General features: G+C 54.5%; 4 protein-coding genes. All 4 read left to right on the top strand.

The annotated features are described in order from the left end of the window. Nucleotides 1-31: 31 nt before the first annotated feature. Nucleotides 32-367, top strand: a complete 336-nt coding sequence (gene ppnP, locus EI981_RS21805; protein ID WP_127001834.1) for a pyrimidine/purine nucleoside phosphorylase — start codon at nt 32-34, stop codon at nt 365-367. A gap of 520 nt (nt 368-887) precedes the next feature. Continuing rightward, complete coding sequence (locus tag EI981_RS21800; protein ID WP_127001832.1) at nt 888-1,949, top strand: glycosyltransferase family 2 protein; 1,062 nt, start codon at nt 888-890, stop codon at nt 1,947-1,949. Nucleotides 1,950-2,625: 676 nt separating this feature from the next. Beyond that, entirely contained in the window at nt 2,626-3,009 is a 384-nt protein-coding gene (gene panD, locus EI981_RS21795; protein WP_127001830.1) for an aspartate 1-decarboxylase, read from the top strand. A gap of 28 nt (nt 3,010-3,037) precedes the next feature. Further along, complete coding sequence (locus tag EI981_RS21790; protein ID WP_127001828.1) at nt 3,038-15,184, top strand: non-ribosomal peptide synthetase; 12,147 nt, start codon at nt 3,038-3,040, stop codon at nt 15,182-15,184. The last annotated feature ends 310 nt before the right edge of the window (nt 15,185-15,494 follow it).

The following is a 15,494-nucleotide window of genomic DNA, read 5'->3' as shown; positions in this document are numbered from 1 at the left end:
AGCAGCAGGTTCTGTGAGAGGAGCGGGAAGTGTGACGCAGGAGTGGAGAAATGTAACAGTTGAGAAGGCAGCCAACATTTACTTTGACGGCCGGGTAACGAGTCGTACCGCATGGCTTCATGACGGCAGTAAAATCACGCTTGGCATCATGCTTCCCGGGGAATATGAATTCCATACGAATTCTATGGAGGTCATCGATGTCATTTCCGGTGAGATGGAGTTCCTTCTCTCTGGAGAGACTTTGTGGCGAGAAATTAGCGGCCGGGGAACGTTTTCTGTTCCTGCCCATTCCTCGTTCAAGGTGAAAATTCATAGTGTAACCGACTATTGCTGCTCTTATGGATCGGCAGCTTGTGAGAACAAGTAAATAGATGAAAGACAGGAATAGGAACTGACTCTATAGCCTGAGATAAATAAAAACACCTTCGTGAGAAAGCTTCCATGTCGTAAGATGTGGAGGACAACTTTGGAGGTGTTTTTGTCTTGGGAACAAGCGTGAGCTATTCGTTGGAAGTTTAGAAGTTGCCTATATACGTCTATACGTCGTATTCGATTCAAAAGGTATTATTTTTTGGACCCATGGAATTAACGAGTTATCCAGACTAAAGGAGATCATGAATGGGAGCCTGGGAAATTAACAACAAAATGGCTTCCAATGCGAACTGTGGCGCTCTGCTTAAGTGAAGCTGAGGTCTTTTGCTTTTGCGTTGGGAAGGTTGAGGTAAGCTAGCTGGCTGCATGTCTTTAAGATAATCAGGGACTTTTTAACTAATAAGCAGGGTGCACTTAATCCGTCGCGTGAGTTTTGGACTTGACGGCTTCCCGCTTCCACATTTACACTGACGATGGTTTAGGCCATTTATTTTGTAACGATTGGAGTGAAGCGAATGGAGCAGCTGATAAGCATTGTGATGCCAACGTACAATCGGGCACAGATCATTTCCGGCGCAATCGAGTCCATCTTGCGGCAGTCTTACGCCAACTGGGAGCTGATCGTTGTTGATGACCGAAGCACGGATCATACGGAAGAGGCGATCCGCGAGTGGACGCGCAAAGATGCGCGAATCCGCTATGTGCGCAATGAACGGGAAAAAGGACCGGGTGGCGCGCGAAACACGGGGATGCTGGCGGCGCAAGGCGAATATTTGGCATTTCTTGATTCCGATGACGAATGGTATCCTTGCCATTTGACCGACAGCATGAGAACGCATGCGTTGACGAAAGCGGATATCAGCTTTGCATTATGGATGGAACGGCACTGGGATATTACCTCCTACAACTTCGAGAATAAAGTTGAGCAGTATTTGCTGCATTCGATGCGAAAAAGGTTCGAAACATGGAATGATGGAGAAACGATTGTATTCGAAAAGGGATTGTTCGAGGCGTTTTTGTCGCATACGCGCAATTTTTTTCAACTGAACACGATGGTATTCCGCCGGGAGCTGCTGGACGAAGTCGGCTTGATCAACGAACATTTTTATCTAGGGGAAGATACAACCTATCTAATCCGTTTTTTCGACAATTACAGAATTGCGCTGCAAACCAAACCTCATTCCGTCTACCGGGAGTCTCCCGACAGCCTCTACTTTTTCTGCGACCGCTGGCAGCTTGATCCCGATACGATTCATCTCAACGAGGAAATCTATAAAAAAATTGAGGGGCTTAGCTTCAAATCTATCAAAGTGCGCGAGCATGTCCGGGATTTGGTGGCGCAGTCCGATTCCGTCAGTAATAAAGCGAAACAGTTCTCCTACATTGATAACGGCATTGCAAGCAAATATTATACCCTCAGCTATTTGAACCGTTACGACCGTAAAAAAGCGCTCCACTATTGCCGCCAATCCCTTCGTTACAAAGTTTCGATTTTTAATCTGTTTTTGTTTATCAAACTGCTGTTTTCAAGCAAGAGCGGAAATGCTTTTTTGCATAGGGCTCTTAATTTCTGGTAGGACTGCTCAAAAAAGTAAAAGAATTTCCCCCTTTATTGTAAGATTATCTCCCTACCGCAAGTGAAGGTTTAGCACTACTATAAGGGTAGGTTGCAAGAAATTTCCTATTCATGAGAAAAGTGTTTATTGCGCTACAATACTTTAATTCGTTACCGCTACACCTGGCTTATACGGTGTTGTTTTCCCCCTGCGCATTACTGAATCGCATGTATGATGAACTGCAACGGTGTACAAGCCATGTTTTTTGTTTCTACTGTCACAATTTCAATTAACTGAAACCCGCACAATAGCATAAACCTGCCTAATTAGCATGACCTCGTCCAATAGCATGAGCTTGCCCAACCAGCAAGATTCCACAAAAAAAGCATTAGCTTGCCAGTCAACATGCCCTCCTCACAATCGCATGAAATTTCCATTCAGCTTGATCCCACACATAAGCATGAACTTGCTTATTCCGTATGAACAGCCACATTGGCACGAATTTGCCGCAGAATTCCTTTTTGAACGTCTTGATTGCTCCTACTTGTTCTTTTTCGTTAAGACTGAGAAACAATGTAGGTTTGTTTGCACTCTGAATGTTCCTTAAAAAGAATATTTGGGAAATAACGTTTGTTAAAAGAAATTAGCTGAGTTTTATTTTTCCAAAGATCACCCCACAAGGAGAGTGAGTGTATTCATGTTTAGAGAGATGCATAAGTCCAAAATTCACCGTGCAGTCGTGACGGAGGCCAATTTGAATTACGTAGGAAGCATAACCATCGATCAGGATATTTTGGATGCATCAAACATTCTGGAGAACGAAAAAGTGCAAGTTGTCAATATAAATAACGGAGCAAGGCTGGAGACGTATGTCATTACCGGTCCAAGAGGCTCGGGTATGGTTTGCCTGAACGGCGCTGCTGCCAGGCTGGTGCAGCCAGGTGACCGCGTCATTATTATTTCTTACGCGATGATGGAGGAATCGGTAGCCCGCACGTATCGTCCGCATGTCGTCATTATGGACGAGCATAATCGCATCGTAACGGAGGATTATCAAGAACTGCATTCCACAACGCTGTGATAAAGAACAGAACGGAGGCCTGCCGATTATGAGAACCATTCGTAATTTGTCTGGCGTATTGCTGGCGCGCAAGGAAAACGATGCGGGAATTTTATTTTGCGAAAGCGGTCAGGAGCGTTACTTGTCGTACGGCCAATTACTTGCATTGGCCGGAAGGGCGCTCCATCTGCTACGCGAGCGGGGGCTTGGGCCTGGTGACTTTGCCGTCATGCAGACGGAAGATAACGAACAGTTCATCCTTCTGTTCTGGGCCTGCGTGCTCGGCGGCATTGTTCCCGTACCTGTGACGGCGGCGCGTACGGACGAAGGGCGCAAAAAGCTGATCCAGATATGCAAGCAGTTGGAAGCGCCGAGATTGCTCTGTGATGAAGAACTTTTGCCAGGAATTCAAGGCTACGCTTTAAAGCACGGGGAGGCGGAGGCGCTGGCCCAGCTTGAGTCCGGTAGCGTGCCGATTGTGGAAGTACTTGCGGCGGCTGCGAATGCCGGCCGGCCCGAGGCTGAGCCGTATGACGCTGCCGAAACAGACATCGCATTCATCCAGTTCACATCTGGCTCTACCGGAGACCCGAAGGGGGTTGTGCTGACGCATGGCAATCTTCTGTCGAACATATGCGCCATTATCCATGGGGCGCAGTCGACGGAGCGGGATTCTTCGCTAAGCTGGCTTCCGCTGACGCATGATATGGGGCTCATCGGTTTTCATCTTTCGCCGCTGTTTTGCGGCATGAATCAGTTGCACTTGCCGACCTCGACGTTTGTGCTTCATCCGATGAAATGGCTGGAACTTACGCATAAGCATCGGGTGACATGCCTCTCTTCGCCGAATTTCGGTTATGTGCATTTTCTGCAGCATTGGAAACCGGAAGGAGCGGCGGCATGGGATTTGTCTTGCGTCAGGTTGATTTTTAACGGGGCCGAACCCATATCAGCCGCCCATTGCCGCGATTTTCTGGAGGCGATGAAGCCGTACGGGTTAAAGGGAAATTGCATTTTCCCGGTATACGGGCTTGCGGAAGCGAGTCTGGCCGTGACGTTCCCGGGGACGGAAGATCATCTGAATACCATTAAGCTTGAGCGCCAATCGCTTGCTGTCGGACAGCCTGTACGAATGGCCGAGCTCGGGGATCATGCCGCGATCGAGATCGTCGAGCTAGGTTTTCCGGTACAAGAGTGCGAGGTGCGCATTTGCGACGAAGCGGGTAACCCTTCGGCAGCAGGCAGCATAGGCTTGATTCATATTAAAGGCCGCAATGTTACAAGCGGCTACTATAAGCGGCCCGATGTAAACAAGCAAACGATTTCCCCGGACGGCTGGTTAGATACGGGAGATTTAGGTTTCTTACTGGAAGGGCGTTTATATGTGACCGGCCGCATGAAGGACGTCATTTTCGTCAACGGGCAAAATGTGTATCCACATGACCTGGAGACGTTGATCAGCGGCCTGAAAGGAGCCGAAATCGGGAAAACGGCGGTTGCCGCCGTTCAGGATGCAACGACCAAACGGGATGCGATCGCAGTTTTTATTCAGCATCGCGGCAAGATCGACGGATTTATACCGCTGATGGCCGAGGTGAAAAAGCTGCTGAACGGATCGGCCGGTCTGGACGTTGCTTTTGTTGTCCCCGTTCGGCGAATTCCGAAAACAACCTCTGGTAAAATTCAACGCTACGTATTGGCAGAAGCGCTGCACGAAGGTGAGTTTGCCGAAGCGCTTGCCGAGCTGGCGGAGCTAGAAGCGGCGGCCACGCTTAAGCAACGTGATGTGGAAGGCGGCGATGCCTTGCTCGGGGATATCGACTTGGAGACGGCCTCGGATACGGAGCAACGGATCATGTCTATCTGGTGCGAGGTGTTGAAAAAGGATTATATAGGCCGGAAGGACGGCTTTCTTGAGCAAGGAGGCAATTCGCTCAAGGCGGCTTATGCCGCAGCCAGGCTGCAAGAGGTGTTTGGCGTCGAGCTAACGCTTACCGAGCTATTTTTGCATGATACGGTGAGTTTGCTGGCCGCTTTGCTGGAGCAAAAGGCGCAGGAGGGAGATGAAACTGCTGCCGTTGCGCCGTCGGTGGCCAAAGCGGAGGAGCGGACGGTTTATCCGGCGACCTCGGCGCAAAAGCGGCTGTTCATTTTGGAAGAGCTGAATCCGGGGCTGCTCAACTATCATCTACCGTTTGTGGTCCAGGTGAAGGGCCCGCTCGATATCGAACGATTCCGCGCAGCGTGGCGGGCGCTGATAGAGCGGCATCCGGTGCTACGGACGTCCTTTTATATGGAAGAAGGCAATGTGATGCAGCGCATCGAACAAGCGGTCGAGCCGCCGCTTGCCGTCGTTGACGGAAGCGGCTGGCCGGCGACTGAGCTGACGTTGCGACAGCGTAGCTTCCTGCAGCCGTTTCGTCTGGAGCAAGCGCCGCTGTTGCGCATGGAGCTTGTGCTGCTGGAGCGTGAGTCAAGTGTGCTACTGCTGGATATGCATCATATCATTACGGACGGAACGTCGATGGGCATTTTGATGTCCGATCTTTCGAGGTTTTACGAGGGGAACGAGCCGGAGCCGTTGTCCATTCATGGCGGGGATCTGGCGCTGTGGGAGGAAGCGAGCCGAAGCGGCGGCTGGCTGGAGCGACAGAAGCTTTATTGGTGCGAAATCTTTCGGGATGGCGTGCCGTCTCCGGCGCTTCCGTCCCCCCGTCCAAGGCCGCAGACGCCAAGTTATCGCGGGGCAATTGAACGCTTCGAGCTGGAGCCGGAGCTTGCCGGATCGCTGCGGGCATTGGCTAGACGCGAGGGCGTAACATTATACACCGTCCTGCTTTCGATTTATTATGCGCTGCTTGCGAAATATACGGGCGAATCCGACATCGTAGTCGGGACGGCAGCCGCGCGACGTGTGCGGCCGGAGCTGCAAAATATAGTCGGGATGTTTGTCAACATGGTTCCGATCCGCCTGCGCGGACAAAACGATTTGCCCTTCGATCAATGGTTGAAGCAGGTCAATGGGGAGGCGCTGGCGGCTATCGGCAACGGGGATGTGCCTTATGAAGAAATAGCCGAGCTAGCAAATGTGAAACGGGAATACGGGCGGAATCCGCTATTTGATTCAGTGTTTACGCTACAAAATATGGAGTTGCCCGAATGGCGGAGCAAGGATGTCGTTTATACGCCCCAAGCGATGGACAGTGGCTCGGCCAAGTTCGACCTGACTTGGGAGTGCGCGGATAACGGCGATAGTATCGCATTTACGCTGGAGTATGCGCTGGATTTGTACGATCAGCTGGCCGCCGCGCAAATGGCCCAGCATTATGTAGCACTGGCTCGGGCAGTCGCCGCGCAGCCGCATGCGACACTTGGCGAACTTGATCCCGTCGATGCAGGGGAGCGGGAACGGCTGCTCCAGCTAGGCCATTCATACGCCACCCAGCCGCAGGAGTTGTCGTTGCACAGACTGTTTGAACGGCAAGCGGTGAAGACACCGCAGCAGATTGCCGTTGAAATGGGGGAGCAGGCGTATACCTACAGCGAGCTGAACGAACGTGCCAACCGGTTTGCACGCGTGCTTGCACGGCGCGGTGTCACGCCGGGGGCGAAGGTGGCGCTGCTATTGCGGCGATCGCCCGATATGATTACCGCGATATTGGCTGTGCTGAAAGTGGGAGCCGTCTATGTGCCGATTGACCCGCAATATCCCGAAGAGCGGATTTTGTTTATGCTGCAGGATACAGAAGCGCGGGTGATCGTGGCTGCGGCTGCGATGATGGAGATGGTCACCCGGCTTGCCGGAGACAGCATAGGTGTCATCGACATGGATGGAATCGATACAAGTTGGGACGGCGAGTCCGGCCATAATCTGGACTTCGACGGCTCGGCAGACGATCTCGCTTATATCATGTACACATCCGGATCGACGGGCAAGCCGAAAGGGATCATGACCATGCATCGCAATGTGTCCCGGATTGCCGTTCATACCGATTATGTAAGCATTTCGGAAAACGATGCGCTGTTGCAGCTTTCCAACTACGCCTTTGACGGTTCAACGTTCGACTTGTACGGAGCGCTGTTGAACGGCGCGAAGCTGACGCTGGTCGGCGAAGAAGAGGTTGCTGACGTTATGCGGCTGACCGAGCTGATTGAGGGAAGAGGCATTACCGTATTCTTTGTGACGACGGCGCTATTCAATACCCTGGTCGATCACGGACTGGAGTCGCTACGCGGCCTGCGCCATATTTTATTTGGCGGAGAGCGTGCTTCCGTACCGCATATCCGCAAAGCGCTCCGCGCGCTTGGTTCGAGCGTGTTGCTGCATGTTTACGGCCCTACGGAAACGACGGTGTTCGCTACCTGCTATCCGATCACGGAGACATGGGACGGACAAGGAACGGCCACCGTGCCGATCGGCAAGCCGATCGCGCGTTCAGAAACGCTAGTGTTGGATGAGCTGGGTCGATTGCAGCCGGACTTTGTACCTGGCGAGCTATGGATTGCAGGAGACGGTGTCGCATCTGGCTATGTGAATTTGCCGGAGCAGACCGCTTCGAAGTTCCGGTCGCATCCGTTTCGGGAAGGCGAAACCGTGTACGGAACCGGCGACCTGGTGCGCCGTTTGCCTGACGGAAATTTGGAGTTTCTGGACCGGATAGATAGTCAGGTCAAGCTGCGGGGTTACCGAATTGAATTGGGCGAAATTGAAAGTAGGCTGCTGGATTGCGCTGGCGTCAAGGAAGCGTTTGTGGCGCTGATTGAGAATGATGGAGCGCCGTATTTATGCGCTTATATCGTTGCAGTGCAAACCGAAGGGCAGGCAAGCGTTCGGAGCCAACTGACAGGTAAGCTGCCGGCATTTATGATTCCGGCCTCGTTTGTGCAGTTGGAGAAGCTGCCGCTGAACGGGAGCGGCAAGGTGGACAAAAAACGTCTGCCTGCGCCGGAGCGCGCAGTCCCATATGAAGCGCCTGCCACAGATACGGAGATCATTGTCGCAGGATTGTGGCAAGAAGTGCTTCATGCGGGGCAGGTTGGAGCGCTTGACCACTTCTTTGAGCATGGCGGCCATTCCCTGAAGGCGACCGCATTGACCTCGGCAATCTACAAGCAATGCCGAGTGCGCATGCCACTTCAGGAAATTTTCAAGCTACCGACGGTCAGAGAGCAGGCAGCCTGGATCGACAGGGCTGCCAAGGAAGCATACGAACCTGTTGCAGACGCGCCAAAAGCCGCATCCTATCCTCTCAGCCCTCCGCAGCGGCGCATGTTTTTGGCGGAAAGCATGGCTGATATCGGACTAACCTACCATATTCCACTTGCACTTAAACTGTCAGGTGCGGTGGGTGAGGTGAGAATCGCGTCAGCGCTTCGGAAGTTGATCGATCGGCATGAGCCGCTGCGGACCTCCTATCATTGGATTGACGGCGTTCCGGCCCAGATTGTGCACGATTCGGCCGATTTTGCTCTTCAAACGCTGGAGCTCGCGGGGATCCCGCTACCGGAATGCTTGAGTGAGTTTTTCCGGCCACTCGAGCTTGCCACAGCGCCGCTGCTCGCCGCATGTTATTGCCGGCCCGAATCGGAAGGAGCGCAGGCTTATCTATTGCTCAATATCCACCACATCGCGGCGGATGGCATATCCGTCAAGCTGCTGCTGGAGGAGTTGACCGCTTTGATCGACGGCGCTGAACTTGCATTGCCGTCTCTGCATTACAAGGATTATGCCGTTTGGCAGGAGCAACAGTCCGGCTCGGAGCGGGCCAGGGCAAGCCGAGCGTTTTGGACGGAGCAGCTTGCAGAGCCACCGACGCCGCTCGATATGCCGCTGGATCGACCGCGCGGCGACCGTCAGACATTTGCGGGTGATACGTATACCTTCCACATTCCAGCAGCGCTCACCGCACGGCTGAAAGAGAAGTCCGCAAGCGCCGGCGCGAGCATGAACAGCCTGCTTTTTGCGGCTTATGCGCTGTTGCTCAAAGGAACGACACATCAGTCGGAATTTGCAATCGGTTCTTTGGCGGCAGGGCGAACGCATCCGGATACGGCCCGTATGATCGGCATGTTCAACCAGTTTCTGCCGATTCGGATGCGGGTGGCGGACGAGCTGCCGATCATAGAGTTTGTTGGCGAGACCCATGGGCGTTTGCTTGCCGCATACGAGCATGGCGATGTCAGCTTCGAGCATATGATGGAAGCGGCTCGGTACCCGCATGATCCGTCGCGCAACCCGCTGTTCGATACGATGTTGATCGTTCACAACCAGTTTGAAGACGAGAAGCTGAAGGAACGCGGCGACGGTTGGAGCATGGAGCCTTTGCCTGTCAGCCACGGAACATCCAAGCTGGACTTCAAGCTTGATCTGTACAACGATGGCGAAGGCGGTCTGCGGGCGGAACTGGAGTACAATACGGAATTATTCTATAAAGGCACGATGGAGCGGTTGGCGGCGCGGCTGCTTTACATTTTGGAGCAAACGGTCGCCAGCCCCGACCTGATCTGTGGAGACGTTGCAATGGTGACACCTGCTGAAGAAGCCGGCTTTGCGGCATGGAATGATACGGGGCATCTGTACCCGACGGAGAAGACGATTCACGGATGGTTCGCCGAGTCCGCCAGGCGGTGGCCGGACTTCCCGGCGGTGCGGTCAGCTGAAGGATCACTGACGTACGGGGAGCTGAACGACCGCGCCGAACGCATGGCTACAGTACTAAGAGGCAAGGGGGTTGCAGTCGAAACGATTGTACCAGTTGCCGCTCAGCGCTCGTTATCCATGATGATTGCGATCATGGCGGTGCTCAAGGCGGGAGGGGCATATTTGCCGATCGACCCGGAGCATCCGCCCGAGCGGATCCGCGGCATTCTGGAGGATAGTGGGGCTAGGCTGCTTCTGGCGGGGACCAAGTGGATTCATACGCTCCCGGCCTTCCAGGGAGAAATGCTCGATCTGGACACGCTTGCGGCTGCTGCCGCATCGGAGCTTCCGAAGGGCGAGGAAGAAACGGACCTGTCTCCTCAAGCGGGCCCCGAGAATTTGGCGTATGTCATATATACGTCAGGCTCCACCGGCAAACCCAAAGGCGTTATGGTGGAGCACCGCGCGGCGATCAATCGGCTGAACTGGATGCAGACGGCTTATCCGCTGAATGAGCACGACGTTATTTTGCAAAAAACGCCAATTACGTTCGACGTTTCCGTATGGGAGCTGTTCTGGTGGAGCTTTGCTGGCGCTTCGCTTTATTTGCTCGAGCCCGGTGGGGAGAAAGAGCCGTCGGTTATGCTACGCACGATTAAGGAGCAGGCGATTACGGTTATGCATTTTGTACCGTCTATGCTGGGTGTCTTTTTGCCCTATGCAGCGGACAGTGGCAGAGGCAGCGAGCTTTATTCCCTGCGATACGTATTTACGAGCGGCGAAGCGCTCAAGCCCGCGCATGTCGCAGGTTTTTACAGCCTGATGGAGCGCGGCGGCCAATGTTGGCTCATTAATCTGTACGGCCCGACGGAAGCGACAGTTGATGTGAGCTACTACGATTGCCCGAATGCTGGGGCAGGTACGATTCCGATCGGCAAGCCAATCCATAACATTCGGCTCTACATTGTGGACGAGCGGATGAGACTGCAGCCGATCGGCGTGTCCGGTGAGCTGTGCATCGCGGGTGCCGGTCTTGCGCGCGGGTATCATAACAGACCGGATTTGACGGAGCAAAGCTTTGTTACGAATCCGTTTGCCGCAGGAGATAAGCTGTACCGTACCGGCGATCGCGCAAGGTGGCTACCGGACGGTAATATTGAATATTTGGGACGCTTTGACCATCAGGTCAAGCTGCGCGGTCTTCGCATCGAATGCGGCGAGATCGAGCATGCGCTGCTCTTGCAGGCGGAGGTTCGCGATGCCATCGTGATGACGGTGACGGACCATGCGGGAGAGCCGGCGCTTTGCGCATATCTCGTGACTGTGGAGGGGAAGGCGCCGGAGGAAGCGAGCATTCGGGCCACACTTAAGGAACTTCTGCCGGACTATATGATTCCTTCGAATTTTATTGCAATGGAAGCGTTTCCGCTGAGTCCGAGCGGCAAAACCGACCGAGGTCGCCTGCCGCAGCACCGGTTCGCTGAACCGTTGGCTTGCGGTGAGGCGCCGGCTACGCCGACGGAGCAGAGACTGGCAGAGCTTTGGCAGGAGGTGCTCGGTCTGGCCGCAAGCGGGCAGGACGACCCGGCGGCGATCGGGAGAGAAGCCCATTTCTTTCAATTGGGCGGCCATTCCTTACGCGCAGCGCAGCTTGCAGGCTTGATTGAGCAGCGTTATGGAGCGGATTTTGCGATGAAGGATGTGTTCACCGCTCCCCTGTTACGGGAAATGGCGGCCCGTATCGACAACGCGGCCCCCAAGCGGGCTACAGTTATCGCCCGGGCGGAAAGCCGTCCGTTCTACCCGTTATCGCTCGCGCAGAACAGGCTGTTTGTACTGCAACAGCTTTATCCCGACAGCACGGCCTATAATCTTCCGCTCGTTCTAAACCTGACGGGCAAGGTTGATCAGGACAGGCTTCGCGAGGCGATTCAAGGGCTAATTGACCGCCATGAACCGCTGCGCACCAGCTTTGACTGGTCAGACGGCAAGCCGGTGCAGAGTATCCATAAGCGGGTTTCGTTTGAACTCTTTGTGCATGCCTTGATGGATGCGGCGGACTTGAATACATTTGCGCGTGCGGTTGTCCGGCCGTTCGATTTGCGAAAAGCTCCGTTAATTCGGGCGTTTCTCGCGACGGACGGCGAAAGTCGGCATACGCTGCTGCTGGACATTCACCACATCGTTGCCGACGGCGTGTCCATGAATGTGATGGCGCGCGATTTCGAGCAACTGTATCGCGGCAGCTCCTTACAGCCGCTGCCAATTCACTATAAGGATGCCGCCGTTTGGCAACAGGAGTGGATGGCTTCGGAGGAGAGAGAGCAGCAAGAACAATATTGGGCGTTCCGGCTAGCGGGTACGCTTCCTGTAGTGCAACTGCCGACCGATTATCCGCGTCCACCTGAACAAAGCTTTGAGGGCGCCAAGCTTGCACTGTCGATTCCGCCGGAGCTTGCCGAGGGGATTGGAATGGCGGCGGAGCAATGGGGCGTTACGCCATTTCATATCTGGCTTGCCGCCTACCATACGTTATTGCATCTGATGACGGGGCAAGACGATCTTATTGTCGGCACGCCGATCGCCGGTCGCTTCCATCCCGCAACCGAGTCTCTGGTCGGCATGTTTGTCAATACGCTGCCGATTCGCAGCATGCTATTCGGCGAACTGTCGTTCAGAGCGTTCGCTGAGCAGCTTAAGGAAACTACGCTTGGGGCGCTGGACAACGGCTTGCTCCCGTTTGAGCATATGGTGACGATGCTGGATGTGCCGCGCGACCTGAGCCGTAATCCGCTGTTTGACACGATGTTTGTCATGCAGCATATGGAGGCCGGACAAGCGGCGGCGGATGCCTTGCAATTTGAGGTACAAGTGCCTGACACTCGCGTATCGAAGCTCGACTTGACGTTTGAGATTGCGGATCAGGGCGCAAAAGGCGCAGCCTTGACGATCGAATATGCGACGGTGCTGTTTAAAGAAGATAGCATACGCAGAATGGCAGAATGGTATTCCCGTATTGTCGGCTTGGCACTGGCCGAGCCGGAGCGGACGCTCGGAGGGATCGGGCTGCTTGACGCCGTGGCGGCGGAGAGGCTAAGCGAAACGTTCAATCGCACTACTACGCCGTATGCAAGTGGCGATACGGTAGAGGTTTACCTTGAAAGACAAGCGGGGGCGACGCCGCAGGCCGTTGCGGTTGCGGCGGAGGACGGAGTATTGACGTATGCGGAATTGAACCGGAGATCGAACCGGCTGGCGCAGGTGCTCAGAAAGCAAGGTGTCAAGCGCGAGGAGCGCGTGGCTATTGTGATGGATCGCAGCCTGGAGATGATAATTGCAATCTTTGGCGTGCTGAAGGCGGGCGGAGCTTATGTGCCTGTTGCGCCGGGCTTGCCGTCGGAGCGAATCCGCTACATGCTGGACAATTCCGGCGCCAAGCTTGTCTTGACGAAGGGCAAAGCCCCGGAAGGGCTGGAGATGTTCCTGCCATTTATAGACGTTCATGAGGCACTGACGCAGGAGCGGGACGACTTCCCTGTGGAGAAGCTGCATGATTCACGTTCGCTGGCTTATGTGCTGTATACCTCGGGATCGACCGGGCAGCCGAAAGGCGTCATGATCGAGCATCATTCCGTCGTCAACCGGATCGGCTGGATGCAGAAGCAATACGAACTGGACGCAAGCGGAGTCATTATGCAGAAAACGCCGATTACCTTCGACGTATCCGTCTGGGAACTGTTCTGGTGGAGCTTTGCGGGAGCAAAGCTGGTCCTCTTACCTCCGGGCGGCGAAAAGGATCCCGCTCTTATGATGGATACGATAGCGCGGCATGGCGTAACGACGATGCATTTTGTTCCGTCCATGCTACACCTGTTCCTGGAGCATCCCGGTTTGCTCCGCAGCGAGGCCAGGCTGGAGAGCCTGAGGCATGTGTTCGCCAGCGGCGAAGCGCTGACTGCGGATCAGGTGCAGCGGTTCCGCGAACGGATCGGAGTTCCGTTCAATGCCAGGCTTGTGAACTTGTACGGCCCGACCGAGGCGACGGTTGACGTTTCCTATTACGATTGCTCTGAAGGCGATATTCCGATTCAGGTGCCGATTGGCAAGCCGATCGACAACATCTCGCTTTATATCGTGAGCGAAGCGATGAAGCTCCAGCCTGTCGGCATTGCCGGGGAACTGTGCATATCAGGCGCGGGTCTGGCGCGGGGTTATATCGGTCGGCCCGATTTAACGGATGAAAAGTTCGTCGATAATCCGTTTGCGGCGGGTAGTCTGATGTATCGGACAGGAGACCTGGCCAGATGGCTGCCTGACGGAACGATCGAATATTTGGGCCGAATTGACCACCAAGTAAAAATAAGGGGCCAGCGCATCGAATGCGCGGAAATCGAGCATGTGCTGCTCAGTCATCCGACAGTTTCAGAAGCGGTGGTCATGAAGCGGGACGCCGCAAACGGAAGCGAATATTTATGCGCGTACATCATTTGCTCCGATCCTGCGGACCATCAGGAACTGCGGGACTTTGCAGCGCTGAGCCTGCCAGATTATATGGTTCCGCAGGCCATGGTGGAACTTCCGGCCATGCCCCTGTCTCCAAACGGAAAAATCGACCGGAAGGCGCTGCCAGAGCCGGAGCTAACGGCGGATAGCGGCACTCCGTTTGTCGAAGCGGCAAGCGATATCGAACTGGCGATTGCCGCTGTATGGCGTGAAATCCTGCAAAGGGACGACTTCGGCATCCATCATCGTTTTTTCGATGTTGGGGGAGAATCGCTGCTGCTGGTGCAGACGCATCAACGGCTGGAGGAGTTGTATCCCGGCGTTCTCGGCGTAACGGATTTGTTCACTTATCCGACGATTGCATCTCTTGCGGCTTATCTGCAGTCGAGAAATCGCGAGCTAGCGAACTGGAGCTGGAGCGGTCTGCCGGTGGGGGACGACTGCGTCAGTAAGGGTTATGCCGCGGAGCGTATCGGCAGCGTTCAGTTCCAACTGGACCGGGTGGTCGCGGAAGGGCTTGTGGAACTCGCGGCATCCCGTTCGGTAGCGGTTGAAGCCGCGGCGTACGCCGTCTATCTGTACTTCTGGCGCGGCGAGTCAGGCATGGGCCGGCTGGTGCTTCCGGCTATGACGGACAACGGGCTGATAGCACCGAAGGAAATCGACTTTACGGAGGTACGCGATTTCGATACGCTGCTGCGGCATGCCGCCAAACGGGTGAGTGTGGGAGAATGTTATACTGCGCGGCAAGTCAGAAAGCAGCCGCAAGCCGAAGCCGGATTTGCCTTGTTCCCGTTATTTGCAGGAGCAGCGCAGCACGGGTTCAAGGAGCGGGAGGCGCTATTGGAGCGATTTGATGTTGTGCTGTATATGGATGACGCTGCCCCACCAAGCGGGGCGGAAGGGCCAGTGCTTGGCGGGGTATGGACGTATGACGCCCGGCGCCTCGGCAAGGAGGCAGTGCTCGATTGGGCTTCCGCTTATCTGGAGTTGCTGTCGAGTGTGGTCGAGCAATATCGCGCCGTACAAGGCAGCGCCGACTCGGGGGCGTAGCAAAAGGCCAAGCCGGATTGCGCCTGATCCTGAGAATACATCTGCTAGAGGTTGTTTAAAAGTCCCCCTTTGATAAGAAAACCAATCGAGGCCAATTCAAGGCTGAGCGACCGCGATTCAGAGGTAGGTTTTCTTGCGATATAGAATTTCATCAACTCCGTTGATAACTTATAAATCCTATATCTAACACGAAGTAACACTGAAAGCCTATTCGACATCGAATCTTGAACTCTGCCGGGCCTAAGCAGATGCTCACGAAGTCATGTTTCCTGCGGAAACATCTCAGGTGCTCACGTACCCAAAACGTACG

Origin of the sequence: Paenibacillus lutimineralis (assembly GCF_003991425.1) — a bacterium.
In the GTDB taxonomy this organism is placed as follows: Bacteria; Bacillota; Bacilli; order Paenibacillales; family Paenibacillaceae; genus Fontibacillus; species Fontibacillus lutimineralis.
This window is presented reverse-complemented; position numbering and strand designations above follow the sequence as displayed.

Excerpts from the sequence above, each read along its gene's own strand:
- panD (WP_127001830.1), top strand. The coding sequence starts at position 2,626 with ATGTTTAGAGAGATGCATAAGTCCAAAATTCACCGTGCAGTCGTGACG.
- EI981_RS21790 (WP_127001828.1), top strand. The coding sequence starts at position 3,038 with ATGAGAACCATTCGTAATTTGTCTGGCGTATTGCTGGCGCGCAAGGAA.
- EI981_RS21800 (WP_127001832.1), top strand. The coding sequence starts at position 888 with ATGGAGCAGCTGATAAGCATTGTGATGCCAACGTACAATCGGGCACAG.